We start from the raw sequence: 25,098 nt of genomic DNA on the forward strand, positions 1-25,098 counted from the left end.
ACTGGTGCCATGACACAGCGCATCTGGGACGCCCTCATCATCGGAGCCGGAGCAGCCGGGCTCAGCGCCGCGCAGGCACTGGGACGATCCCTGCGCGCCACACTCGTGATCGACGCGGGCGAGCCCCGCAATCGCTTCGCCGCGCACATGCACAACGTGCTGGGACACGACGGGAGATCGCCGGCTGAGATCCTCTCCCGAGGACGAGCCGAAGCTGAGGGCTACGGCGTTGAGTTCCACACCGGCTCGGTCACGGACGTGCGCGAGGGGGACGGCGGCCTGGCGCGAGTGATCGTGGAGCTCGCCGACGGCGAGACGATCGCCACGCGTGCCCTGATCGTCGCCACCGGTGTGCGCGATGAGCTGCCCGAGATCCCGGGACTCGCCGAGAACTGGGGCGCGAGCGTGCTGCATTGTCCGTACTGCCACGGTTGGGAGGTGCGCGGCCGTCGGCTCGGCGTGATCACGACCTCGCCGGCGGGGATGCACCAGGCCCGGCTCGTGCGTCAGTGGAGCGAAGACGTGACGGTGTTCACCGCGGGCCTCGGTGAGCTCGACGAGAACACGATCCGCGGGTTTGAGGCACGCGGCGTACGGCTGGTGGCCGAACCGGTGGTCGAGGTGGTGGGCGGTGCCGAGGCGATTCGGTCGGTCCGTACCGCGGACGGCGCCGAGCATCCGATCGACGCCGTGTTCACGGCGAGCACTCCGGTGACCCGTGACGCGTTCCTGGACGGCCTGGAGCTCACGCGCGCCCCGCGCGAGCAGGGCGGCGCGCTGATCGTGGACGCGATGCAGCGCACCAGCCACCCCCGCATCTGGGCGGCGGGCAACGTGGTGGTCCCGTTCGCTACGGTTCCCCTCGTGGCAGGCGCCGGCGCGTTCACCGGGTCAGCGGTGAACGCCGCCCTCGTCGAGGAGGACTTCGAGCTCGCCGTCGGCTCCTGAGCGACGACGGTGACGTAGGCTTTTCCGGTGCGCCTCGTCATTGCCCGTTGCAGCGTCGACTACACCGGTCGGCTCAACGCCCATCTGCCCGAAGCGACGCGTCTGCTGATGCACAAGGGCGACGGCTCACTGCTCGTGCACTCCGACGGCGGCTCCTACAAGCCGCTCAACTGGATGAGCCCGCCCTGCTCGTTCTCCGTCGAGGATCTCGATGACGACGACACCGCCGCGGGCGTCGTGGAACGCTGGCGCGTGGTGCACAAGAAGTCCGGCGACGCGCTCACGGTGCGCATCTTCGAGCTGATCCATGATTCGGCCCACGACCTGGGCGTCGACCCCGGGCTGCAGAAGGACGGCGTCGAAGCGGATCTGCAGCGGCTGCTGGCCGAGCAGATCGGCCTGGTGGAGGACGGCGCACAGCTCGTGCGTCGCGAGTACCCCACGGCCATCGGGCCCGTAGACCACATGGTGCGCGACATCAACGGCAACCACATCGCCATCGAGGTCAAGCGCAAGGCGAACATCGACGCCGTCGAGCAGCTCACCCGCTACCTCGAACTCCTCAACCGCGACCCGGTGCTCGCCCCCGTGCGCGGCATCCTCGCGGCGCAGTCCATCGCCCCGCAGGCGCGGACTCTTGCGGTGGACCGCGGCATCGAGGTGCTGCTGCTGGACTACGACGCCATGAAGGGCGTGGACTCCGGAGCCCCCACGCTGTTCTGATCAGACCGGGATGCGGCGGGCGCCCGAGCCCGAGTCGCCCAGTTGATCATCCGGGTTGAGCAGGCTGCACGCCTTCATGGAGAGGCAGCCGCATCCGATGCAGCCGGTGAGTTCCTGTTCCAGGCGTTCGATTCCCTGGCGCCGCTGTTCGAGCACCTTCTTCCACCGCCGCGACGCCCGCTGCCAGTCCTCGTGGGTGGGCGTGCTCGACAGCGGCACGCTCTCGAACGCCTCCTTGACGTTCTCCAGCGGGATGCCGAGCCGCTTGGCCACCGAGATCAGCGCCACGCGGCGGAGCATGTGGCGCGGGTAGCGACGCTGGTTTCCCGACGTGCGCAGGGATGCGATGAGCCCCAGCCGCTCGTAGTAGTGCAGCGCGGAGACGGCGACACCGGTGCGATGACTCATCTCGCCGACGCTCAGCAGCTCGTCCGGACGATGCGCGGCTTCCATGGCGTTCCCTTGACTTGACCTCAACTTCACTTGAGGTTCTAGCGTAGCCGTTGTGGGACCCGAAAGGTCCCGGATCATCGTGAGGGAGGTCTGCGTGACCTATGTGATCGCGTTGCCCTGCGTGGACGTGAAGGATCGCGCGTGCATCGACGAATGTCCCGTCGACTGCATCTACGAGGGCGAGCGGATGCTCTACATCCACCCCGACGAGTGCGTCGACTGCGGAGCCTGCGAACCGGTGTGCCCGGTGGAGGCCATCTACTACGAGGACGACCTGCCGGACGAGTGGTCCGCGTACTACAAGGCCAACGTGGAGTTCTTCGACGGTCTCGGCTCCCCCGGCGGAGCAGCCAAGACCGGTCTCATCCCGCGCGATCACCCGCTCGTCGCCGCCCTCGCACCCCAGGAGACCGAATGACCAACCCCGTGATCGCGATCGTCGGCGCGGGCCCCGCCGGGGTGTACGCCGCTGACATCCTCCGCACCCGCGTGCCCGACGTGCAGATCGATCTGTTCGAAAAGCTCCCGGCGCCCTACGGCCTGGTGCGCTACGGCGTCTCGCCGGATCATCCGCGCATCAAGAAGATCCAGGACGCGCTGCACGAGGTTCTCGAGCACCCGGGAATCCGTCTGCTCTGCAACGTCGAAGTCGGAACCGACGTATCGATGGACGAGCTGCGTGCCGCCTACGACGCGGTGATCGTCTCCACCGGGGCGGATCGGGATGCAGACCTCGGCATCCCGGGCGAGCAGCTGCCCGGATCCTTCGGCGGGGCGGACTTCGTCGCCTGGTACGACGGCCACCCCGATGCTCCGCGCGAGTGGCCTCTGGATGCCCAGGCGGTGGCCGTGATCGGCGCGGGCAACGTCGCGCTCGACGTCGCCCGCATGCTGATCACCCACGCCGAGGACCTCGCCCACACGGACATCCCGGACCATGTCGAGCGCGGCTTCGTCCACAATCCCGTGACCGACCTGCATCTGCTCATCCGTCGCGGCCCGGCAGATGTGCGCTTCTCCCCGCTGGAGCTGCGCGAGCTCGGCACCCGCCGGGACGTCGATGTGATCGTGGACCCCGCCCAGCTCGTGCTCGATGAGCACGCGGAGCGCATGATCGCCCAGTTCTCCCAGCGCCGCATCGTCGTGCGCACGCTGTCCGAATGGGCTGCGATCGACCCCGCCACGAGAACCGCCTCCCGCCGCATCCACCTCCACTTCTATCAGCAGCCCGCACGCATCCTCGGTGAGCATCGCGTCACCGGGATCGAGATGGAGCGCACCCGCCCGGACGAACTCGGGCGTATCGCGGGCACCGGCGAGATCATGCGCCACGAGGTCGGAGCGGTGTACCGCACCATCGGCTACCGCTCCTCCCCCCTCCCGGGCGTTCCGTTCGACGAGGCCACCGGCCGCGTGCCGAACGCGGCCGGGCGAGTGCTCGGCGCGGACGGATCGCCCATCCCGGGACTGTATGCGACGGGATGGATCCGGCGCGGCCCCGTCGGTCTGATCGGTTCGACGAAGTCGGACGCCGCGGAGACGGTCGACAGCCTGATCTCAGACCTCGGCGGGAAGGCCGGCGTCGGGCCGGAGGGCTCAGCGCGACTACGTGACCGCCTCGCCGGGGTCGTCGACTGGGACGGGTGGCTGCGCATCGACACGGCCGAGCGCCTGCTCGGCGCCGAACGCGGTCGCGAACGCACCAAGATCGTCGACCGCGACCTCCTCCTCGACCACGCCCGCACCACGGAGCACGCACGATGACCCCCACCACCGTCGACCTCGCCACCGACTTCAAGGCCGCGTTCCGCGAGCACCCCGCCGGCATCGCGCTGATCACCGCACGCTCGCCGGAGGGGCCGGTGGGGCTGACCGCATCGAGCGTCGCCTCGGTCGCCATCGACCCGGCGGCCCTCGTGTTCTCCGTCACGCGCACCACCGGCAGCGCGGGTCTCATCCTGGCGGCGGAGTCGTTCCTGGTTCATCTCCTCGATGCCAGGCATGCCGCCATCGCCGGCGCGTTCGCCGTCTCGGGCGGGGAGCGATTCACGCCGGAGCAGGGATGGGCGACGCTGGCGACCGGTGAACCACACCTCGCGGAGGCCCGGGTGGCCCTGCGCTGCCGGAGCCTGCAGCAGGTGCCGGTCGGCTCATCCATGCTCGTGGTGTCCGAAGTCCTCGACATCCACACCGCGGAACAGCCCGGAGGCGGCGTTCCGCTGATCTACCACGACCGCACCTTCCGAGCCGTCGGCGATCCGATCTGATCTCACCGACGTTTCCTGGCCACGGGCCATCCGGCTCGCGACAACCGATGAAAGGAACGGACATGTCCGTCTACACCCTCCCCGACCTCCCCTACGACTACAGCGCTCTCGCTCCGCACATCTCCGCGCGGATCATGGAGCTGCACCACTCCAAGCACCATCAGGCATACGTCACCGGTGCGAACACCGCACTGGAGCAGCTCGCCGAAGCCCGCGAGTCGGGGAACTTCGCGAACATCAACAAGCTCGAGAAGGACCTCGCGTTCAACCTCGGCGGACACCTGAACCACAGCGTCTTCTGGGAGAACCTCTCCCCGAACGGCGGCGGCGAGCCCGAGGGCGAGCTGGCCGAGGCGCTCGGGTCGCACTTCGGCTCGATCGAGCGGTTCCGCGACCACTTCACGGCCACCGCCCTTGGCGTACAGGGGTCCGGGTGGGCCGTGCTCGCGTGGGATGACCTCGGCCAGCGTCCGGTGATCTTCCAGCTGTTCGACCAGCAGGGAAACGCCCCGCTCGGGGTGACTCCGCTGCTGCAGCTGGATGTGTGGGAGCACGCGTACTACCTGGACTACGCGAACGTCCGCGCCGACTACGTGAAGGCGTTCTGGAACATCGTGAACTGGGAAGACGTGACCCGGCGCTTCGCTTCCGCTCGGGGCTGATCGTCTTGGCGGGCCTCGCAGCGCGGGGCCCGCCAAGAACGGTGCTAAAGTTGGCCACATGAGCAATTTAGCCGATCGGCCAATTTCGCCGCGTGGGCAACGCACGAAAGAAGCCCTCGTCCTGGCAGGTACGAACCTGCTCGCCGATGGCGGCTGGGAGGCGGTGACGACTCGTGCGGTTGCCGCCCTGGCCTCATCGAACGCAGGCCTTATCCACTATCACTTCGGCGGGCTGGCGGGCCTGCGTGTGGCGATCGCCCAGTACGCGGGAGAGATCGCCATCGGCCCCATCATCGGAGTCTTCCTGGAGAGCGACGACTTTACGAGCGCGCTCGCTTCGTTGCGCTCAGCCATCGCAGCCCTGGCGTCCGACGATCGCAGAGTCAAGCTCGCAACCGAGCTGGTAGCGGGAGCAGGACACGACCCCGCTCTCGGCGAGTCGTTTCGAGCGCAACTTGTCGACGCACGCGCCGCTCTCACGGCATGGGTTGCGCGACAGCGTCCGCACTGGCCGACCGAGCGGGTGGTCGGAGTCGCCGCACTGCTGGCCGCACTGCTCGACGGTCTGCTGCTTCAGCGAGCGGTCGACGAGAGCACGCCGGTGAACGAGGTCTTGATGGCCCTGGGCATGTGGCTCGAGCTGGACGCGCCCCCGCAGGCGAGCGGAACGGAACCGTCATGACTCAAACGAGAAGGCGCGTTCTCGTCGCCGGCGCGACGGGATATGTCGGCCGGCACATCATCGCCAGACTGCATGAAGAGAACTTCCTCGTGCGTGCGGTGGTCCGAGACATGAAGCGGGCCACCCGCCCGGGACGGTTCGGGGCACCAGCCTTGGACGGACTGGTGGACGAATGGGTACTGGCACCCGACGGACTCGACGATGTGCGCGACACCACGATGGATGGGGTCGATCACGTGATCTCAACCCTCGGAGTCACTCGGCAGAAGGCGGATCCCTGGGACATCGACTTCCTCGTGAACCTTCGCTACCTCGAGCTGGCCGAGCAGGCTCGCGTGTCCTCGTTCCTCTACGTTGGCGTCATGAACGCCGCGCGCGGCACGTCCGCGGTCAGCCGCGCGAAGCACGCCTTCATGACTGCTCTGACACGGTCCCCGGTGCCGGCGCAGATCGTCAACCCGTCGGGCTACTTCTCCGACCTCACCGAGATCTACGATCTTGCCCGGCGCGGCGTGGCACTCGGCCTCGGAGACGGGGACGTGGTCCTCACACCCATCCATGGGGCTGATCTGGCTGACTTCTGTGTGACGCGTCTCGATGCAGGCCGAGGCACGTGGGACGTCGGTGGCCCCGAGGCGCTCACCTATCGAGACATCGTGCTCCGTGCGTTCGCCGCCGCGGGACGGAAACCGCGATACATGAGCGTTCCGCGACCAGTGGCCACGGCGGCTGTCTGGACGGCGGACCGGATCAGCCCGCGGACCGGCTCGCTGACGCGCTTCTTCCTGGAGGGCATGGAGACGGACTCGGTGGGAAGCCTCTACGGCACACACACGTTGAGCGAGTACTTCGCCTCGCTCTCGCGATGATCCCAACACCATCGGGTGCTCCCCCACGCGCGCAACCCTGTGCCCCGCCGTGGATCCATGCGCGCGCAATGACCGCCGCTACGCTGGGGAGGTGGCGAACTGGTCTTGCGTGCTCTGGGATGTGGATGGAACCGTCGTGGACGCGTCCGAGGGGATCCTCCGCCGCCTGATCGAGGCCCACGAGCACTTCGGCCACGTACCCCCGACGCACGACGACCTGATCCACTGGATCGGCCCGCCGATGTACCAGTCCTTCCAGGAGCGTCTCGGGATGACCTCGGAAGAGGCGACCGGGGCCGTCACCTTCTACCGCACGCTCAACAAGCGCGACGGATATGCCACTGGCGTGCGTCTGTACGACGGTGTCGCGGACCTCATGGCGGACATCGCCGCTGCCGGGATTCCCCAGTCCACCGCCAGCTCCAAGCCGGAGCCGCAGGTGGTGGCCCTCATGGACCATTTCGCCCTCGACGGACACCTCACCGCAACGGTGGGCTCGTCTCCGGATGAGCGCACCCGCGCAAGCAAGACCGACGTGATCCGGGAGGCGCTGCTGCGTCTCGAAGCGCAGGGCGCCGACATCTCGCGTCCGGTGCTCGTCGGCGATCGTCATCACGACGTCGACGGCGGCGCGGAGACCGGTGTTCCGGTGATCTTCGTGTCGTGGGGATTCAGCGAGCCGGACGAGTCAGACGGCGCGATCGCCGTCGCACACGATGCGCTGGAGCTGCGCGCACTGCTGTTGGGGGAATGACATGTGGGAGGCGATCTACCCGTCACTGATCATCTTCGGGGGCACGGCCGTGGCGATCACCGCCCTCACCTGGATCGTGCGACGCGTTCGGCGTCGTCCCTCGGCTGCGGTCGCCGCAGAGGCCGCGCGCGAAGATGCCGGCGGCGCGCTGGTGCGCCTGGACGATGCCATCGCCGAGGCGGACATCGAGCTGGGCCTCGCGGGAGCCGTCTACGGCGGCAGAGAGCCGGCTCTGCTGGCCCGTGCACGCCTGCGGGCTGTGCAGGTGCGCGACGACGGCTTTGCCCGCCATCGGGAGCTTTCCGATGCACCGCCCGCGGTCCCCACGCTCCGACAGCGATCGGAACGGCTGCGGACCGAGGCCGAGAGTGCTGTCGCGGAGCTCGAAGCCGCGCGTGAGCAGCACGCCGCCTGGCTGCGTCGCAACGCCGATGCGCCGCGCCAGATCACGGCGCTGCGGCGGCGCATCACCGAGGTCACCGAGCAGCTCGGCGAACCCGGGGTGCGCGAGCGAGAGCTGGCCGAGCGATTCGCCCAGGACGAGGCGAAGAACACCACTGAACCGCTGGGAGCCGCACGCCGGCACCTCGAGGCCGCAGAGCAGGCGCTGCTCGCGGCCGAGGAGATGCGCACCGACCCCACTCAGCCCATCCTCGAACGCCTCACGGACGCCGAGCGCGCGCTGCGCGATGCCGAGCGCGCCATGCAGTCGGCGGATCAGGCGTACGAGCAGACGCGCGCCGCAGCCAACGCGGCACCGGCAGAGATCGCCTCGGTGCGCGCGGAGATCCGTCGAGTGGTGGCGCTTCAGCGCGAGGTCCCGCCCGTCGCAGCGGCACGGCTCGGCGAGGCGGCCGAGGCGGCGACCGCCGCGGTGGACGCGCTGGAGCCGCGTGCAGCGACCGAGCCCAGTGCGGTGATCGCGGGCGTCACCCGGGTGCGCGATCGGCTGGACCTGGCCGCCGGCGATGCACGCACGGCCCGGGCGCGACTCGACGGCGCGAAGAACGCGCTGCCGGGGACCCTGGCGACGGCACGCATGCTCATCGGGCGCGCCGAGCAAGCGGTGGCGGCGGGGTCATCGGCCGAGGCTCGCATCCGATTGGCATCCGCTCGCGATGAACTCGCGCGAGCGCGCAACGCGGACGACGTGGTGGCCGCGCTGGACGCGGCGCGCCGTGCCGTCAGACACGCCGAAGACGCCGATGCGCTCGCCGCATTCGGGCGAGCGCATCGGATCTGAGATTCGGGGCGAATCCGAGATTCAGAGGGGGCGGATGTTCTCCGCCTGCAGACCCTTGGGGCCCTGGGCGACGTCGAACTCGACGCGCTGGTTGTCCTCCAGGCTGCGGTAGCCGCTGCTCTCGATGGCCGAGTAGTGTGCGAACACGTCAGCGCCACCCTCGTCGGGAGAGATGAAGCCGAAGCCCTTCTCCGAATTGAACCACTTGACGGTGCCTGTCGTGCTCATTACTTACCGTTCTTTCGGGTGCACTCCTGTCGCGCACCTTTGGGGATTGTGGTCCCAACTTAGTGGAAGCGATTCCCATATCACAGAGCCCCGTCTCGGATGGTGACCGAAACGTGACCGGAATGGGATACGAATAGCCCGAATGGGATACGAAACCGGGCTATGGGGCCTGCGCGTCGATGACCTTGCGGAAGTCGGCCTCGGGAAGGGCACCGGAGAGCACCTCGTCGCCGATCACGAAGAACGGCACACTGGTCACGCCCATCTGCTGCGCGCGAGCGGTGTCGGCGGTGACAGCGGCGGCGAGGGAGGGATCGTCCAGCGCCGCGGTGAAGGCGGCGATATCCGGTACTCCCGCCTTCTGCGCGAAGCCGACGAGGGTCTCGCGCGGCATGTCGGGGTGCCCCGAGGCGGGAGCGGCGGCATAGAGCACACGGAGGAACTCGCCGAAGCGGCCCTGTGCAGCCGCTGCGCGGGCGGCCACGGCCGCCGCGGTCGAGTCCTCGCCGAAGAAGGAGACGTCGTGCACCTCGTAGCGCACAGCGCCGGTGTCCACGTAGTCGGCGATGATGGCCGGCATCGTCTCGTTCGTGTACTTTGCGCAGAACGGGCACCGGTAGTCGACCCACTCCACGATGGTGACGGGGGCGTCGATGTCACCGAACGCCATCGGGTCGTCTGCGGTGCGGCGAGCGACCTGCTCGGCCAGCGGCGCCGCATCGCTTCCCGCGGCCGCGGTGCTGCTGCTGGGAGTGGGAGCCGACGTGGCCGTCGCCTGCGGCGCGGGTGCGGCCTCGGGGGCCGCGGGACGGAGCGCCAGCAGGATCACCGCGATCAGCAGGCCGAGCGAGACCAGCCCGAGGATCACGTTCAGGATCGTCGACGTGCGCAGCCGGCTGCGCAGCTCGCGCTCCAGCAGTGCCTGCGGGGCAGGGGCACCGGGGACGGTCATCGGGGATGCCGCGTGCTCGCGGCCGGTCGGGTTCTGGACGGGTTCGGACACCTCCTCAGGGTAGGCGACAGCCGCCAGGCCCGCGGGCCGGCGCAACCAGGCCCACCCGCGAGACCAGCCTCGGGATGGGCCTGTTGCCGTATCGCCGCCGACGGGGTCGGCGGGCGTGTCGCGTCAGCGAGCGGACGCGGCCGTGAGGGCGTCGAGCTCCGTATCGGTGAGCGCGAGGTCGAACGAGGCGACCAGTGCCGGAAGCTGCTCGGGCGTGCGGGCGGAGGCGATCGGCGCCGCGACCGACGGACGCGAACGCAGCCAGGCGAGGCTCACCGCGGTCACCGGCACGTCGTGCGCGGCGGCGACACCGTCCAGCACCTCCAGCAGCGCGAGGTTGCGCGGGTCGTCGAGGTACCGTGCCGAGTTCGAGCGCGCCGTGTCGACGTCAGCGCCCGGACGGAACTTGCCCGTGAGGAAGCCCGCTGCGAGGGCGAAGTACGGCACCTCGCCGATGCCCAGTTCCAGCAGGGTGGGAATCAGCTCGGTCTCGGCGTCGCGCTCGACCAGGTTGTACTGGTCCTGTGCGAAGGAGATCGGGGTGAGCGCGTTCTCGGCGATGACGGCTGCGGCGGAACGAATGCGCGCCGGCTCGAAGTTGGAGACGCCGACCGTGCGGACCTTGCCCGCGCGAACAGCCGCGTCGAAGGCGCCGAAGGCCTCGGCCTGCTCCACGTCCGGGTCGTCGCGGTGGGCGAAGTAGATGTCGATGTGATCGGTCTGCAGACGACGAAGCGAGTCATCGAGCGCCGCGGCGATGTTGGCCGCTGACAGCCCGGGGCGCGATTCCAGGGAGAAGACCTTGGTCCCGATCTGCACGCGATCGCGCACGCCCGGCCGCGCGGCCAGCCACTCGCCGATGATCGTCTCCGACTCACCACCCGAGTTGCCCGGGATCCACGCGCTGTAGACATCAGCGGTGTCGATCGTGGTGCCGCCGGCGTCCACGAAAGCGTCGAGAATGCGGAAGGAGGTGTCGCGGTCTGCGCTCCACCCGAAGACATTGCCGCCGAGGATGAGCGGGCCCACAGTGATCGTCTCAGTCATGCATCCAGCCTAGGAACCCCCGGCGCGGGCGGGGCCGCTGCCGACGAGGATGACGCCGCGTGACGTGGTGATCGGCCACCGGGGAAAGGGGAACGCCGCGCAGGAGCCATCCGCGCGGCGTTCATCCGCTCTCGGAGAAAGATCAGACCTGTGCCCCGTCGGCGGTCCCGGCCTCCTGCTCGGCGATCTGGCGGCGGACGTCGTCCATGTCGAGACCCTTCACTGCGGTGATGACCTGCTCGAGCGCAGGCTCGGGCAGTGCTCCGGGCTGCGCGAAGACGAGGATGTTGTCGCGGAAGGCCATCAGTGTCGGGATCGAGGTGATCTGGAACCCGGCGGCGAGCTGCTGCTCGGCCTCGGTGTCGACCTTGCCGAACACCACGTCGGGGTGCGCCTCGGAGGCCTTGTCGTAGATGGGCGCGAACATGCGGCACGGACCGCACCACGATGCCCAGAAGTCGACGAGCACGATCTCGTTGTCGTTCACCGTCGACTCGAAGTCGGAGAGGGTCAGGTCCTTGGTCGCCATGCTCCCACGCTACGCGGTCGGCGAGGCCGGCGGGCCGATTCCGTCTGTGGATCCCCTGCGCCGTGCACGCGAGTGGTCTACGATGACGGGACAAGCCCCGAGTGGACCGCTGGATCTCGACCACGTCGCCGGGGCTCTGCTCTGTCCACAGGGGCCTTCGGCCCTCATCGCCGGTGAGCGACGATGGCTGCATGTCCGACCTCTGGATCGACTCCTGGCTGAGCGGGCCGCGCTTCCAGCGCTACGTCGATGAATGCTCCGGTGATCGCAGCGCGGCGCTGCGACTGTACGAGTGGAACGCAGAGCTCTCGCACGTCATCATGCACGACATCTCGCACTTCGAGGTCGCGCTGCGCAACGCCTACGATGCGGCCATCATGCAGTCCTGGCCGCACCCCACCCACTGGCTGCTGCATCCCGACTCCCCCGCGGTCACCCCGATCTGGCGCACCCGCGAGATCAACGGCATCAAACGCGGAACCGACGTCAACGAGGCGAACCGCAAGAGCGTGGACGAGGCGATCGCCCGAAGCGGCTACGGGCGTGCGACCCCCGGCAAGGTGATCGCGGAGCTGTCGTTCGGGTTCTGGCGTCAGCTGACCACTGCGGCGATGGAGAAGACGGTGTGGGTTCCCTACCTTCACCGCGCCTATCCGCGCCGGACCTCCCGCCGCCTGATCGATCGCGACATCGCCGCGATCAACACCCTGCGCAACCGCATCGCGCATCACGAGCCGCTTCTGCCCTCGACGATCGACGTCCCGACGACGCATCAGGCGATGCTGGAGTGCCTGCGGACTCTGGCTCCCGAGGCGCACGCGCACGTTCTGGCCACCTCGCGCGTCACCGAGACCCTCGCGCGGATGCACTGACGAAGAACCCCCACGCGGGGGGTCGATGCCTCGCTGTGTCAGGCGGCGCACATCTACGATGTTGCGATGACCGCACTCCCGAGCGACTACGCCTGGATGGACGACTTCTTCCTCGGCGACGCCTATTGCCTTGCCGTGATCCGCGATCGAGGGGCCACGGAGATCATCGAGTCCCTGGGCGGCGCCGAGCGACAATCGGCCATCGGGATCGAGGGGCTGGCCGCGCGGGCGGATGAGGAGTGGAACGCGGAGCTGGCGGGTCGTCCCACCATGCTCGCCGGTTTCATCGAGACGCCGGCGGCCACCCTCATGATGGAGCACAACGGCTATCTCGGCACCCTGGATGCTCTCATGCGCCCGCTGTCGCGAGGCACGACGATCGTCTCGCACTTCACGAATGTCAACGCGCTGGATCGCCTCACCTGCTGGTCGGACGGCGTGATGGCGCTGGACATGGAGCCTTTGCTCGCAACCGAGGCGGTCCCGGTGCCGGCGCACTGGCGTCCGCAAGCGATCGAGTGCGGACTCCGCCTCGAGGACACCCCGGCACACGGCGACGAAGCGGCCGACGCGGAGTTCCTGGCGCACCTCGCCTCCGGAGTGTTCGCCTTCGCCGAGCGGCTGAGCGGAGTCCCCGTGACGGTCAGCATGGTTGAGGGCTCGATGAGGACAGCACTCATCCCGCTCCCCGCCGATCGCTGAGGTCACGTCGATGGGGGCGCGGCACCAGCGTGCGCCGGCGCCTCAGCGCCTCACCACCAGCGGGGTGCCGGTGACCGGATCGGGGATCACGACGGAGTCGATGCCGAACACCTCGCGGATACGATCCGCGGTCATCAGCTCGGCGGGAGAGCCGGTGGCCACCACCTGTCCCTCTTTCATGAGGACGAGGTGATCCGCGTACCGGGCCGCCTGGTTGAGGTCGTGGAGGACCGCGATCACGGTCTTGCCCTCGCCGTTCAGCGTGCGCAGCAGATCGAGCAGCTCGAACTGGTGCGCGATGTCGAGGAACGTCGTCGGCTCGTCCAGGAGCATCACGGGGGCCTGCTGTGCCAGCAGCAGCGCCACCCACACCCGCTGACGCTGACCGCCGGAGAGCTCATCGACGGCGCGCTCGGAGAGCTCCGCCGTGCGCGTGGCCGTCATCGCCTCCCGCACGGCCACGGCATCCGCCGCCGTCCAGCGCTGCAGCGGGGTGTGGTGCGGATAGCGTCCGCGGGAGATCAGATCGGCGACGCGCATGCCGTCGGGTGCGATGGCGTCCTGCGGGAGGAGGCCCATGCGGCGGGCCAGCTCCTTCGTGCCGTACTCCGCGAGCGCCCGCCCGTCGAACAGCACCTGCCCGGCGGCGGGTTTCAGAACGCGGGCCAGCGCCCGCAGCGCGGTGGACTTCCCCGAGGCGTTCGGCCCGAGAATCACGGTGAAAGCACCGGCGGGCAGCTCGAGGTCCATGCCGTCGATCGCGATGCGCTGGTCGTAGGCGACCACCAGGTTCCGGGCCTCGAGCGCGGGAACGGATGAGGACATGATCTCCTTCGGGAAGGCCGCCCGTGAGCGCGGTATCGCGCACACGGGCGGAACAGCGGGTCAGCCGAGCAGCTTCTCGACCTGATCGATGACGAGTCCGGCACCCACCACACCGATGCCGACCATCCAGGTGTCATCGTCAACGGAGTGCGCGTTGCCCGCACTGACCGCCGGCAGCCCGCCCCAGAGGCCGGTGATCTTCTGCTCGGTGGTGGCGGCGGGGTCGCCGCCCGGGCTCGTGTAGAACACGACGTCGCCGTCGATCTGCTCGTACAGCTCGGGGCTGAGCTCCATCATGGAGTATTCGTTCCAGTCGCGATCGGCGCCGAGGTCGAAGCCCATGTCGGTGAGCAGGGTGCCGGAGAAGGTTCCCGGGCCGTACAAACGGAAGTTGTCGGAGCGGAATCGCACGATCGAGGCGGTCTTGCCCGCCGCACCGACGGTCTCGCCGACGCTCTTCGCGCGCTCCTGGACACCGGCGATGAGCTGATCCATCTCCTTCGTCTGGTTGACGGCGGCGGCGGTGAGCTCTGCCTGCTCGGTCCAGTTGGTGCCGGTGTCCTCCGAGAAGACGGTGGGAGCGATCGCCGACAACTCCTCGTAGAGGGCCTCGTGGCGCACCTTGGAGCCGATGATCAGGTCGGGGGCGAGGTTGGCGATGGCGTCGATGTCGGGCTCGGCGATGTATCCCACCGGCTCGGTGGTGCTCAGCTCGTCGGCGAGATAGGCGGGGAAGCCGCGACCCGCACCGATCTCCGGCGCGCCGACGGGCGTGATCCCGAGGGCGACCAGCGCATCCAGCGGCGGCGAGTCGAGCACGACGATGCGCTCGGGCACCTGGTCGAACTCCTCCTCCCCCATCGCGTGCGTGACGGTGTACCCCGTCGTCGTCGCCTCGGCTTTTTCGGGCTGGCCCGACGCGGGGGCACTGCAACCGGCGGCCAGCAGGGCGAGTGCGGCGATGCCGGCGAGCACGGTGGAGGTTCGAAGGCGGCGCAGGGTGATTGTCTTCATGGGACTTCATCCTATGAAGGTTTGGATAGGCTAACCAAATATGAGCTCTTCGTCCCTGATCAGCAGGCGCGCCGAGGCCGGTGATCGCACCGGGCTGCGTTGGCCATGGCCGGCGACGCTTCTCAGCATCATTCTCCTCGCAGTCGCCATCGTGCTCAGCCTGGCGGTGGGCGCCCGCTTCATCCCGTTCGACGAGGTGGTGCGCTCGCTCGTCGGCACCGGGGATGAGAACGTCCTCAACATCGTGGGCGAGCTGCGCGTGTCACGCACCATCACCGGCCTGCTGTGCGGCGTGGCCCTCGGCGCCGCGGGAGTCTTGATGCAGGCACTCACCCGCAATCCGATCGCGGACCCGGGAATGCTCGGCGTGAACGCCGGGGCGTCCTTCGGCGTCGTGGCGGGGCTCGCGATGTTCGGCACCCTCGGCGTCGGCGGCACGGTGTGGCTGGCACTGGCCGGTGCCGCTGCAGCATCGGCCGTGATCTTCTGGTTCTCCGGTTCCCGCTTCGCGGCAGCGTCCCCCGTACGTCTCGTCCTGGCCGGAGTGGCATTCTCGGCCATCCTGGGAGGTGCCACCCAGGCGCTGGTCCTCACCGACGAGCGCATTCTCGACGTGTTCCGCTTCTGGCGGGTGGGCTCGCTCACAGCGCGTCCCGCGGAGGAGGTGCTGGGGCTGGTCGCATTCGTCATCGTCGGTGCCGTCCTGGCCCTGCTGCTGGCACCGGTGCTCAACCTGATGTCGCTGGGCGATGACAGCGCCATCGCCCTGGGCGTCCGCCCCGGACTGGTGCGGGCTCTCGGGCTCATCGCCGTCACGGTGCTGTGCGGGACCGCAACGGCCATCGCAGGCCCGATCTCGTTCCTGGGCCTCGTGGTGCCGCACCTGCTGCGACGCGTGGTCGGCCCCGACCTGCGCGCGGTCATGCCGCTCGCACTCGTGGTCGCACCGGCCTTGCTCCTGCTCGCCGACACCGTGGGGCGGCTCATCGGGCGCGGCGCCGAGGTGCAGGTCGGGATCGTGATGGCCTTCGTGGGTGCGCCGCTGCTGATCGCCTTCGTCGTGGGCCGACGACGGGCGGGGCTGTCATGACCGCACTGTTGCCCGACGACCTCGTTCTGACGCGGCGGCGCTGGTCGGTGCGCGCCAGCAGGCGCGCACTACTGTGCGCCGTGGCGATGGGTCTGCTGCTGATGGCGCTCTGCGTCACCGCGCTCATGGTGGGCGAGTACGTGGTGACGCCGGAGGCGCTGGTGCGCACCCTCCTCGGCGATCCGCCCGCGCGCCTCGACGGCTTCTTCGTACTGGGCCGCCGGCTCCCCCGCGCTCTGGTGGCCATCGTGGTGGGCATCTGCCTGGCCGTCGCGGGCGCCGTCTTCCAGACCCTCACCCACAATCCGCTGGCCAGCCCCGACGTGATCGGCATCAGCAGCGGCGCATCGGTGGGTGCCGTCACGGTGTTCCTCGTGTGGGGCGGGTCGATCGACCAGGCTGCCCTCGGGGCGATCGTGGGTGCGGTCGTCATGGCGGGCGTCATCATGCTGCTCACCGCGCGATCGGGTCTGCACGGGGTGCAGCTCGTCCTCACCGGCGTCGCACTCTCGGCGATCGCGATGGCCGTGGTCGACTACGTGCTCACACAGGTCTTCGTCGCCAGTGCGACGACCGCACAGACCTGGCTCGTCGGCTCGCTCCAGGGTCGCGGCTGGTCGGATCTGCTCCCGGCCGCCGCGACCCTGGTGGTGCTGGTCCCGATCATCGCGACCACGGCGCCCGCCGTGAGGATGATGCCGCTCGGCGACCAGCTGGCCACCGCGCTGGGTGTGCGGCTCACACGTGCACGATGGGTGCTGCTGAGCTGCGCCACCCTGCTGGTCGCGATCGCCGTGGCCACGGCGGGCCCCGTGTCTTTCGTCGCACTCGTCGCGCCGCACATCGCACGCCTGCTGTGCGGTCGGACAAGCCTGATCGTCGCCGGGCTCACCGGCGCCGTGCTCCTGCTGGCCAGCGACCTGCTCGCCCTCTACGCCTTCCCCGCCCCGATCCCCGTCGGCGCGGTCACCATCACCCTCGGCGGCGGGTTCTTCCTGTGGCTGCTGTTCAGAGAAGGAGCCCGTCGTGACTGATCCCACCCGCACCGCCCGCGCCCCGCAGCGGCCCCGCCGCATCGGCGCGCGCGTCTTCCCCGCCACCGTGACGCGGACCCGCCAGCTCACCCCGCACATGCGTCGCCTCACGCTCACGGCGGCGGAGTTCGCCGACTACGCGCCGATCGGTCCGGACGAATACCTCGGGCTCCTGATGCCGCGCGATGAGGCTGCGCCGTTGCGCCTTCCCCCGGAGGGCGGCGAGAACATCCGCGCCGCTGTGGCGGACATCCCCGACCACGAGAGGCCCGACCTGCGCTGGTACACGCTGCGCGAACACCGGCCGGAGCAGCAGGAGATCGATGTGGACTTCGTGGTGCACGGGGACGAGGGCCCCGGCACGCGATTCGCCCTGCGCGCTCGGGCCGGCTCGGTGCTCGGCGTCCGCGAATGCACCGCCTTGTATGCCGCACTGCCGCAGGCGCGCACGCGCGTCATCGTGGGCGATGAGACCGCACTGCCTGCCATCGCGCGGATCCTCGAGGACACGTCATGCGATGACACCCGCGTATTCGTCGAGATCGGCGACCCCGACGACATCCAGTCATTGGCCGGGGATGTCGCGTGGGTCCTCCGCGGCGACGCGCGGCCAGGCGATCGCCTCGTGGCCGCGGTGCGCGAGGCGCAACTCGCCGACCGGATCGACTACGCCTGGGTCTGCGGCGAACGTCTGGCGGTGCAGGAGATCCGCCGCCTGCTCGTGGAGCACGGCGTCGGGAAGGACCGGATCACCTTCTCCGGGTACTGGCGCCTGGGGGAAGCCCGCCTCTGACCGACCCGCACACGAATACCCCGCGAGACCTCGGGGGGCGAGAACCGCGCGAAGCGATTCTCGCCCCAGGCAGAAGCCTCGCGGGCAACGGGAGGAGCTAGCGGATCGCGGTGGGTCCGGTCTCTCCGGTGCGGACGCGGATGACCTGCAGCACGTCGGTGACCCAGATCTTCCCGTCGCCGATGGCGCCCGTGCGGGCTGCGTCCTGGATCGCTGTGACGGCGGCGTCCACCTCCTCATCGGCGACGACGATCTCCAGCGAGATCTTGGGGAGGAAGTCGACGCGCACCCGCTGAGAGCGGTACACCTCCACCTTTCCGGCCTGTGCGCCGTGTCCCTTCGCGTCGTAGATCGTCATTCCGGTGATCCCGACCTCCGCGAGCGCTGTGCGAACCGGCTCCAGCGCACTCGGCTGCAGAACTGCGGTGATGAGCTTCATGATCGTGTCCTTGTCTCGGTCGCGGCGCTCAGGAGCGCACGTCGTCCAGGTCGTAGGCGGTCTCGGCGTGCAGCGTGGTGTCCAGACCCGCGCGTTCCGTGCTCTTGCTGACGCGGAGCCCCACCGTGATCTTCAGCAGCCAGGCGATGAGAGCCGTCACGATGAATGTGTACGCGAACACGGCGACGATCGCGAGCGCCTGCGTGCCGAGCAGACTCCAGTCGCCACCGAAGAAGATGCCGGTGGCGCCGGCGGGAGATGCCGGGTCGGCGAGGAACCCGATGGCGAGGGTTCCGAAGATGCCGGGGAACATGTGGATCGCCACCGCGTCCAGGGCGTCGTCGTATCCCAGCTTCTCCTTGAGCCCCAGGGCTGCGAAGGCCACGACTCCGGCGAGGAGGCCGATGATGACCGCACCCCCCGGTGAGACGGAGTTCGCCGCGGGGGTGATGCCGACCAGGCCACCGAGGACGCCGGAGATGGCGCCGAGGGAGGTGGCCGCCTTGCGGACGATGCGCTCGATCACGATCCAGCCGAGGAGTCCGGCGCAGGCCGCGATCAGCGTGTTGGTCACGGCGACGCCGGCACTGTCGTTGATGCCTCCCGACGACCCGCCGTTGAACCCGTACCAGCCCACCAGCAGGAGCCCGGCGCCCACTACCGCGATCGGGAGGTTGCCCGGCCGGCCGACGTGCGGGAAGTCCCGGCGCTTGCCGAGGAAGAACGCGAGCACGAGGGCCGCCACACCCGCGTTCATGTGCACCGCCGTGCCGCCGGCGAAGTCGATGGCGTGCAGCCCGTTGGCGATCCAGCCACCCGTGGTCGATCCGTCGGCGGAGTCGAACGCGAACACCCAGTGCGCCACCGGGAAGTACACCAGGGTGGCCCAGAGGCCGGAGAAGATGAGCCAGGCCGAGAACTTCATGCGGCCCTCGACCGCGCCGCCAATGATCCCGACCGTGAGACCGGAGAAGATGAGCTGGAACACGGCGATGAGGATGGCGGGGACGGCACCCTCCGGTGTCTCGGCGCCGAGCAGCGACTGGATGCCGAACAGGTCGGTGGGATCCCCCAGGAGGCCGGCGCCGCCGATCGAGTTCCCGAGCGTCAGACCGTAGCCGAACAGCACCCAGAGCACCGCGGTGACGGCGAAGCCGCCGAGCACGATCATCATGGTGTTCAGGATGTTCTTGGTGCGGGAGAGCCCGCCGTAGTAGAGCGCGAGTCCGGGGAGCATGAGCGTCACGGCGACGGTTGCGGTGAGCATCCAGCCGGTATTCACCTGTGAGGTGATGTCCATGTCGTTCCTTTCGTGAGGCGAGTCGGGTGGCCCGGGAGCGTTCGGGCGCTCCGGGCGGGTGTCATGAGGTGAGCAGGTCCTGAAGCACGGCGGTGAGCGCCGCGACGCCCGCCGTGACATCTGCCGCCTCGGCGGTCTCCGCGGGGGTGTGCGAAGACCCGGTGGGGTTGCGGACGAAGATCATCCCGGTGGGGATGACCTCCGCGAGCACACCGGCATCATGGCCCGCACCCGTGTCGAGTACGGGAGCTTCGGGAAGGACGCCCTGCATGCGATCGCGCAGGGCGGGGTCGAAGGCGACCGTGGGTGAGAAGGACTGCTCCGTCACGGTGACGATGCAGCCCTCGGCGTCGGCGGCGCGTTCGGTGGCGGCGCTGACCTCGCTGACGATGCGCCGCACGGCGTCCTCCTCGCGATGACGCACGTCCATCCACAGATCGACCGCGGACGCGATCACGTTGGTTCCGCCGGGGGTCACCGCGATCCGCCCCACTGTCCCCCGGGCATCGTCGATGACGAGCGTGTGCACCCGCAGGGCGCGAATCGTCTCGGCCGCGACGACCACGGGATCCTGCCGGTCCGCCATGCGGGTGGCACCGGCGTGGTCGCCGCGCCCCTCGACGCGCACATGCCAGCGGCCGTGGGCGATGATCGTGCCGGCCAGCGCGACGGGCTGATCGAGGTCGATGAGCCCGCGCCCCTGTTCGACGTGCAGCTCGACGAAGGCCGAGATCGCGGCGAGGCGAGCGGAGTCGGCGCCCAGGGCACGCGGATCGAGGCCCGCCTCTGCGGACACCGACGCATAGTCACGACCTGATCCGTCTGTCAGCGCGCGCACCCGCTCCGGAGTGATCGCGCCGGAGAGAAGACGGGAGCCGAGGCAGGCCACGCCGAACCGCGACCCCTCTTCCTCGGGAAAGACGGCGACGGCAAGCGGCCGCGATGGCTCCACAGCGCGCTCGCGCAGCAGGTCCACGGCGGCGAGGGCGCTGGCAACACCCAGCGGGCCGTCGAAGTTGCCGCCGCCGGGCACGGAGTCCAGGTGCGATCCGGTGACGATGACGTCCGTGCGGTCGCAGCCCTCGACATCCCACCACGCCCAGAGGATCCCGTTGCCGTCGGTTTCCACCGCCAGCCCGCGCTGCTCGGCGTGGCGGCGGAACCACGAGCGCAGTTCCCGCTCTGCCTCCGAGAACACCGGGCGGGAGTATCCGCCACGCTCGGCGTCGACGCCGATGACGGCGATCTCGGCGAGGAGGGCGTTGGCGTCGGCGTGTGTCGTCATCACACCACCGCCGCGAATCGCTGACCGGTCGCGCGGAAGCGCTCGCTCACGGACGCCCTGCCCGTGACGAGGTCGTACACGATCTCACCCAACAGCGGCGCGAACTTCGCTCCCTGCCCCGAGCACGGCGACACCACCGTGATGCCGGCCGCGCGGTCGATGATCATGTCGTCGCGCGGGACATTGGTGAACAGGCACGTGGTCTCCGCGTACGGCTCCGCGACCAGACCCGGCGCGAAGGCCGCGACGAAACGGGCGACACGCGCCCGGTTCGCCGGGTCGACGACGCCGTCCTGCGCATAGGCGGACACGATCCGCCTGCCGCCGTTGTACTCCGCGACCTTCTGTCCGCGAAAGTGCGCGTCCCGGCCACCCGGGAGGCCATAGGTCTGGATGCTCTCGCCTTTGTAGATGAAGGTGGGCCAGGACGTGGACTCCCCGGGTGCCGGCTCCCCCTGGTCCGCGAGCGCACGGTAGGGGAAGTGAAAGGCGTTCTCCTGGCGTACCTCGAATTCCGGGAGGGACCGGGCGAAGGTGCTCGGCAGATCGAGGTCTCGCAGCAGGGCGGGCAGCCACCCGCCGGCGGCCACGATGACCTGTTCGACGTACAGCGTCTCCCCGGTGGCCGAGGTGAGCACGTACCCGCCGCCGCGATGCGCCACCGAGACCACCTCCCAGCCCGTGCGCACCTGCGCGCCGGCGGCCGTCGCGAGCTCGAGCATCGCGAGCACCGACTCCTCGGCGTCGATCACGCCAGCGCCGGGGTGCCACAGCACGTCGGTGTCGAAGTCCAGGTGCGGCCAGCGTGACGCGGCCTCGTCGCGAGCGAGCAACTCGTGTTCCACGCCGACGTCGTCCAGGACGCCGGCGAGGCCACGCGGATCGCGCACCGTCCCGAAGTCCAGAGCACCACTGGGCGTGATGAGGCGGCGGCCGCTCGCGGCCTCCAGCTCGTCCCAGGAGCGACGCGCCGTCACCACGAGGCCGGCGTAGAACGGATCCCGGTATCCGTAGCGGAAGATGCGCGCGGACCCGTGGGAGCTGCCCGCTGGCGACGCCGGGACGTCGCGCTCCAGCACGATGACATCGGCACCCGACTGAGCCAGTCGCCAGGCGGCCGAGGCCCCGGTGAGGCCTGCGCCGATGACCGCGTAGGTGGCGGATTCCGCGCGGGCGGAAACAGAACCGTGCATGATCAGGCCAGATCCGGCGTGTTCCAGAGGTTGAGCTGGGTGCCGATGCCGAGCTCAAGGGCGTTCTCGTAAACCGTCTTCGCCCACGCGACGTCCTCGACGCCCATTCCCCCGACGCTGAACAGCACGGGCTGTTCCGGGAACTCGCGACCGGCGGCCGTGCCCTGGAAGACGTCGCCGATGTTCACGACCCGGGACTCGTCGAGCTCGCCTGCATCGATCAGGTCCTGCCAGTACAGCCCGATCATGCCGAAAGCGGTCTCATGTGACGGCGACGGATACTCCTCGGCCCACGCCTCGTAGATCTTCTTCGCGTCGGCGATCAGCCGCGCCTTGCCGGACAGGGTGTACTCCTTGTCCATGCGCAGGTTCGCGGGGAGGCTGAGGAATGCTCCCGGCTTGATCCAGTCGCCGTCGATGTAGGGGTAGTTCTCCGATCCGACGAGCCCTGTCACGGCTTCGGACACAATGTCGCTGTCGCGCACCGCGGCCTCCACGGTGTCGGCGATCTCGATCGTCGTGAACTGCGGGTAGTGCTCGCGCACGTAGTCGGCGAAGGCCTCCGCCGTGGAGCGGCGGCGGCCGTTGATGCGGATGGTGTGCAGCGTGGGCCGCGCGGCCGTCATCGCGTGCAGCGCGCTCTTGTTCATGGCACCGGGACCGATGATGCCGAGCGAGGTGGCGTTCACCGGAGCGAGCTTCTTCGCTGCCGCGCCGGGGACCGCCGCCGTGCGGTAGGCGCTCTCCAGGTTGCCCGACATGATGGCGAACGGCGCGCCGGTCTCCTTGTCGTTCAGCACGATGAGGTGGATCGAGCGCGGCAGTCCCCGCTCGCGATTGTCGACGTTCGAGCCGTACCATTTGACGCCGGCGGTGTCGAAGCGCCCGCCGAGATAGGCCGCCATCGCCATGAACCGTCGGTCGGCGGCATCCAGCGGCATGGTGGGGAACGGGGAGGACTGCGGGAAGCTGATCTGGGCTCCGTGGGAGTTGGCGGAGTTGCCCGCCATCCGGTAGTCGCCGTTCGCGACCAGGATGAGCACCTCCTCCATCACCTCCATGCAGCGGTCCATGTCTTTCACCCCGGCGGCGATGACCTCGGGTTCGCTCAGGTAGAGCATGTCGATCCGGGTGTCAGCAGCGGTCTGTGCGGTCATGGTGGCGGCCTTTCATCGAGTCCTTCCCCCTCAGCGAAACCGCCGGAACAACCCCCGGTCAAATACCTTTTCCAGCACCGATTGATAGCGTTTTGCTCGCAATCGCCCCGAAACGTCTCGGTAATACGAGGCGCGTATCGTGCCGGCATGGAACTCCGTCAGCTGCGCTACTTCCTCGCGGTGGCCGACGAGCTCCACTTCGGGAGGGCAGCTCGCCGACTGCACATGTCACAGCCTCCGCTGAGCGTCCAGGTGGGCCGGCTGGAACAGGAGGTGGGCGTCCCGCTCTTCGAGCGCAGCACGCGGCGCGTCACCCTCACTCCCGCCGGGCGTCACCTGCAGGAGCGCGCGCGACGGATCATCGATGAGGTCGACGGCGTCCGCGCCGAGATGCGCGACTTCGTCGACGGAATGGCGGGGCAACTGGCGGTCGGATTCGTCAGCTCCGCCAACTACACGGTTCTGCCGGAGGTCACGCGTCGCTTCCGGGCCGAACGCCCGCGCGTCTCCCTCTCGCTGTTCCCGCTGACCTCCGGGGAGCAGTTCGAGCGGCTGCGCGATGGCACCCTGGACATCGGAATCGTCCGTGATGATCTTCCCCGCACCGTCTCCGGTCCCGTGCTGGCGACCGAGGTGGTGTTCGAGGAGCGACTGGTGATGTGCCTGCCGCGCGATCATCCGCTCACCGTCCGCGCCGAGGTGAGCGTGTCCGAGGTGCTCGACGTGCCCATGATCTCGTACCCCCGCACGCTCATGGCGGGGTTCGTGGCGCGCGTCGACGACACCCTGGGGATCGCCGCCGGCGCCATGCGCGTGGTGGAGGAGGTGGTGCACCAGGAGACCGCTCTGGCCTTCGTCGCGGCCGGCGTGGGCGCCAGCATCCTCCCGGAGTCGGTGCGCCAGCTCGCACCGCCCTCGATCACCGTGGTGCCGATCACGGGGTCCCCGACCACGCGCCTGCTGGCGGCCTGGCGCGAGAGCGAAGACGAGGACGCCGCTCGCCACGCGTTCATCGGCTGTCTGCGCACGGCGGCGGCGCTCGTGTCCGCGGCGTGACCCCCGCGAGAGATCGCGCATCGGCAACCTCTAGGGTGGGAGCGTGAGTGACGCACCCGATCTCGGACTCCTGCTCGACGTGGACGGCCCCATCGCCTCGCCGGTCAGCCGCACCATCGCAATCCCGACCATCATCGACGACCTGATTGCGCTCACCGCCGCGGGCGTTCCCATCGCCTTCGTCACCGGACGCTCCGACGCCTTCATCGATGCCCAGGTGGTGGCGCCGCTGATGGCGCATGGCCTGGCCGACGCGCTGCGCGTTCCCGGCGCCCGGATGTTCGGGGTGTTCGAGAAGGGCGCGGTGTGGGCGCCCATCGACGAGAACGGGCTCGGTGAGATCACGGTCGACGAGTCGGTTGCCTTCCGCCCCGCGGACATCGCCGCCATCCGCGAGCTCGCCGAGGGCACCTACGGCGACACGATGTTCTTCGATGAGACCAAGCGCGCCATGATCTCGGTCGAGCAGCGCACCGACGTCGATTCCGCCCGGTACTACGCCGCGCAGTCGGCGTTCCAGAACGACGCCTACGCACTGCTGACCGGCCGCGGCGTCGGCCTGCGCTACGGCGAGCGGGAGCAGGCCGACAACACGGGCGCCGTACCGTTCCGGGTGGACCCCACCGTCATCTCCACCGACATCGAGTCGGTTCTGCTGGACAAGGACCGCGGCGCCGTTCGCGCCCTGGAGCACTTCGCCGAGCGTGGACCCCTGCCGCGCACCTGGCGCTCGGTGGGCGATTCCCGCTCCGACTACAAGATGGCCGACCAGCTGCACGCCGACGGATTCGAGGTGGCGCACGTGGACGTGCGCCCGTCGGACGGCGTGCTCGACAAGCCCTATCGCGTGATCGTGGAGGGGGACCTCATCCACGACGAAGCGGGCGCCGCGTTCCTGCGCCACTGGCGCACGCGGTTCGGCCTCTGAGG

Annotated in this window: 29 protein-coding genes; 17 read left to right on the forward strand and 12 right to left on the reverse strand. The window is 69.3% G+C overall.

The window, feature by feature from the left end; genetic code table 11:
* The first annotated feature begins 9 nt into the window (after positions 1-9).
* Positions 10-948 (forward strand): NAD(P)/FAD-dependent oxidoreductase, encoded by a 939-nt coding sequence (locus LQ566_RS08145; RefSeq protein ID WP_231091114.1) that lies wholly within the window; start codon positions 10-12, stop codon positions 946-948.
* 27 nt (positions 949-975) lie between these two features.
* A complete protein-coding gene (nucS, locus tag LQ566_RS08150) occupies positions 976-1,671 on the forward strand; it encodes an endonuclease NucS (RefSeq protein WP_231091115.1) in 696 nt (231 codons plus the stop codon).
* On the opposite strand, the gene soxR is transcribed toward nucS, so the two are convergent.
* Positions 1,672-2,124, reverse strand: coding sequence for a redox-sensitive transcriptional activator SoxR (gene soxR, locus LQ566_RS08155; protein ID WP_231091116.1), 453 nt, complete (start codon positions 2,122-2,124; stop codon positions 1,672-1,674).
* 94 nt (positions 2,125-2,218) lie between these two features.
* Between soxR and fdxA the strand changes: the two genes are divergently transcribed.
* The 8 genes from fdxA (at position 2,219) to LQ566_RS08195 (ending at position 8,601) form a co-directional block, all read left to right on the forward strand.
* A complete protein-coding gene (fdxA, locus tag LQ566_RS08160; RefSeq protein ID WP_231091117.1) occupies positions 2,219-2,542 on the forward strand; it encodes a ferredoxin in 324 nt (107 codons plus the stop codon).
* Complete coding sequence (locus LQ566_RS08165) at positions 2,539-3,888, forward strand: FAD-dependent oxidoreductase (protein WP_231091118.1); 1,350 nt, start codon at positions 2,539-2,541, stop codon at positions 3,886-3,888. Before fdxA ends, LQ566_RS08165 begins: the two co-directional genes overlap by 4 nt.
* Positions 3,885-4,391: a flavin reductase family protein gene (locus LQ566_RS08170; protein WP_231091119.1), complete on the forward strand. Its 507-nt coding sequence runs from the start codon at positions 3,885-3,887 to the stop codon at positions 4,389-4,391. The genes LQ566_RS08165 and LQ566_RS08170 overlap by 4 nt, the downstream gene beginning before the upstream one ends.
* Before the next feature lie 62 nt (positions 4,392-4,453).
* Entirely contained in the window at positions 4,454-5,053 is a 600-nt protein-coding gene (locus tag LQ566_RS08175; protein ID WP_231091120.1) for a superoxide dismutase, read from the forward strand.
* Between the two features lie 58 nt (positions 5,054-5,111).
* On the forward strand, positions 5,112-5,735 hold the full coding sequence (locus tag LQ566_RS08180; protein ID WP_231091121.1) for a TetR/AcrR family transcriptional regulator: 624 nt from the start codon (positions 5,112-5,114) through the stop codon (positions 5,733-5,735).
* Positions 5,732-6,604 carry an SDR family oxidoreductase gene (locus LQ566_RS08185; RefSeq protein WP_231091122.1) on the forward strand — a complete coding sequence of 291 codons (873 nt, stop codon included), beginning with the start codon at positions 5,732-5,734 and terminating at the stop codon, positions 6,602-6,604. The genes LQ566_RS08180 and LQ566_RS08185 overlap by 4 nt, the downstream gene beginning before the upstream one ends.
* 91 nt (positions 6,605-6,695) lie before the next feature.
* Positions 6,696-7,358, forward strand: coding sequence for an HAD hydrolase-like protein (locus tag LQ566_RS08190; protein WP_231091123.1), 663 nt, complete (start codon positions 6,696-6,698; stop codon positions 7,356-7,358).
* 1 nt (position 7,359) lies between these two features.
* Entirely contained in the window at positions 7,360-8,601 is a 1,242-nt protein-coding gene (locus LQ566_RS08195; protein ID WP_231091124.1) for a coiled-coil domain-containing protein, read from the forward strand.
* Between the two features lie 21 nt (positions 8,602-8,622).
* Here LQ566_RS08195 and LQ566_RS08200 read toward each other — a convergent pair whose 3' ends face one another.
* From LQ566_RS08200 to trxA, 4 genes are all read right to left on the reverse strand, one after another.
* Complete coding sequence (locus tag LQ566_RS08200) at positions 8,623-8,829, reverse strand: cold-shock protein (protein ID WP_231091125.1); 207 nt, start codon at positions 8,827-8,829, stop codon at positions 8,623-8,625.
* A gap of 160 nt (positions 8,830-8,989) precedes the next feature.
* Positions 8,990-9,832, reverse strand: coding sequence for a DsbA family protein (locus tag LQ566_RS08205; protein ID WP_231091126.1), 843 nt, complete (start codon positions 9,830-9,832; stop codon positions 8,990-8,992).
* Between the two features lie 123 nt (positions 9,833-9,955).
* Positions 9,956-10,879, reverse strand: coding sequence for an aldo/keto reductase (locus LQ566_RS08210; protein ID WP_231091127.1), 924 nt, complete (start codon positions 10,877-10,879; stop codon positions 9,956-9,958).
* Between the two features lie 142 nt (positions 10,880-11,021).
* On the reverse strand, positions 11,022-11,408 hold the full coding sequence (gene trxA / locus LQ566_RS08215; protein ID WP_231091128.1) for a thioredoxin: 387 nt from the start codon (positions 11,406-11,408) through the stop codon (positions 11,022-11,024).
* A 191-nt stretch (positions 11,409-11,599) separates the two neighbouring features.
* Between trxA and LQ566_RS08220 the strand changes: the two genes are divergently transcribed.
* The gene (locus LQ566_RS08220) at positions 11,600-12,280 is read left to right on the forward strand and encodes an Abi family protein (protein WP_231091129.1); all 681 of its coding nucleotides are present in this window, start codon (positions 11,600-11,602) and stop codon (positions 12,278-12,280) included.
* Positions 12,281-12,346: 66 nt separating this feature from the next.
* Complete coding sequence (locus LQ566_RS08225) at positions 12,347-12,982, forward strand: DUF6461 domain-containing protein (protein WP_231091130.1); 636 nt, start codon at positions 12,347-12,349, stop codon at positions 12,980-12,982.
* A gap of 42 nt (positions 12,983-13,024) precedes the next feature.
* On the opposite strand, the gene LQ566_RS08230 is transcribed toward LQ566_RS08225, so the two are convergent.
* Both LQ566_RS08230 and LQ566_RS08235 read right to left on the reverse strand, forming a co-directional pair.
* On the reverse strand, positions 13,025-13,807 hold the full coding sequence (locus LQ566_RS08230) for an ABC transporter ATP-binding protein (RefSeq protein ID WP_231091131.1): 783 nt from the start codon (positions 13,805-13,807) through the stop codon (positions 13,025-13,027).
* 60 nt (positions 13,808-13,867) lie between these two features.
* Positions 13,868-14,821, reverse strand: coding sequence for an ABC transporter substrate-binding protein (locus LQ566_RS08235; protein WP_231091132.1), 954 nt, complete (start codon positions 14,819-14,821; stop codon positions 13,868-13,870).
* 40 nt (positions 14,822-14,861) lie between these two features.
* Between LQ566_RS08235 and LQ566_RS08240 the strand changes: the two genes are divergently transcribed.
* Genes LQ566_RS08240 through LQ566_RS17645 form a run of 3 tightly spaced genes read left to right on the forward strand, consistent with a single transcriptional unit; the run spans position 14,862 to position 17,738 of the window.
* Positions 14,862-15,911 carry a FecCD family ABC transporter permease gene (locus tag LQ566_RS08240; RefSeq protein WP_231091133.1) on the forward strand — a complete coding sequence of 350 codons (1,050 nt, stop codon included), beginning with the start codon at positions 14,862-14,864 and terminating at the stop codon, positions 15,909-15,911.
* The gene (locus LQ566_RS08245) at positions 15,908-16,945 is read left to right on the forward strand and encodes a FecCD family ABC transporter permease (RefSeq protein WP_231091134.1); all 1,038 of its coding nucleotides are present in this window, start codon (positions 15,908-15,910) and stop codon (positions 16,943-16,945) included. The genes LQ566_RS08240 and LQ566_RS08245 overlap by 4 nt, the downstream gene beginning before the upstream one ends.
* Positions 16,938-17,738: a siderophore-interacting protein gene (locus tag LQ566_RS17645; protein ID WP_231091135.1), complete on the forward strand. Its 801-nt coding sequence runs from the start codon at positions 16,938-16,940 to the stop codon at positions 17,736-17,738. The genes LQ566_RS08245 and LQ566_RS17645 overlap by 8 nt, the downstream gene beginning before the upstream one ends.
* 97 nt (positions 17,739-17,835) lie before the next feature.
* Here LQ566_RS17645 and LQ566_RS08255 read toward each other — a convergent pair whose 3' ends face one another.
* The 5 genes from LQ566_RS08255 to LQ566_RS08275 form a co-directional block, all read right to left on the reverse strand.
* Positions 17,836-18,177, reverse strand: coding sequence for a P-II family nitrogen regulator (locus LQ566_RS08255; protein ID WP_231091136.1), 342 nt, complete (start codon positions 18,175-18,177; stop codon positions 17,836-17,838).
* Between the two features lie 28 nt (positions 18,178-18,205).
* On the reverse strand, positions 18,206-19,477 hold the full coding sequence (locus LQ566_RS08260; protein ID WP_231091137.1) for an ammonium transporter: 1,272 nt from the start codon (positions 19,475-19,477) through the stop codon (positions 18,206-18,208).
* Positions 19,478-19,538: 61 nt separating this feature from the next.
* Positions 19,539-20,762 (reverse strand): allantoate amidohydrolase, encoded by a 1,224-nt coding sequence (locus LQ566_RS08265; RefSeq protein WP_231091138.1) that lies wholly within the window; start codon positions 20,760-20,762, stop codon positions 19,539-19,541.
* Entirely contained in the window at positions 20,762-21,955 is a 1,194-nt protein-coding gene (locus tag LQ566_RS08270) for an FAD-dependent oxidoreductase (protein ID WP_231091139.1), read from the reverse strand. The genes LQ566_RS08265 and LQ566_RS08270 overlap by 1 nt, the downstream gene beginning before the upstream one ends.
* Positions 21,956-21,957: 2 nt before the next feature.
* A complete protein-coding gene (locus tag LQ566_RS08275) occupies positions 21,958-23,112 on the reverse strand; it encodes a tyramine oxidase subunit B (protein ID WP_231091140.1) in 1,155 nt (384 codons plus the stop codon).
* A 147-nt stretch (positions 23,113-23,259) separates the two neighbouring features.
* Here LQ566_RS08275 and LQ566_RS08280 point away from each other — a divergent pair, with 147 nt between their 5' ends.
* Together LQ566_RS08280 and LQ566_RS08285 are read left to right on the forward strand one after the other, a co-directional pair.
* Positions 23,260-24,168 (forward strand): LysR family transcriptional regulator, encoded by a 909-nt coding sequence (locus tag LQ566_RS08280; protein WP_231091141.1) that lies wholly within the window; start codon positions 23,260-23,262, stop codon positions 24,166-24,168.
* Between the two features lie 43 nt (positions 24,169-24,211).
* Positions 24,212-25,096 (forward strand): Cof-type HAD-IIB family hydrolase, encoded by an 885-nt coding sequence (locus LQ566_RS08285; RefSeq protein WP_231091142.1) that lies wholly within the window; start codon positions 24,212-24,214, stop codon positions 25,094-25,096.
* Positions 25,097-25,098: the final 2 nt, after the last annotated feature.

The sequence above is a fragment of the Microbacterium nymphoidis genome, assembly GCF_021044885.1.
Lineage (GTDB): Bacteria > Actinomycetota > Actinomycetes > Actinomycetales > Microbacteriaceae > Microbacterium > Microbacterium nymphoidis.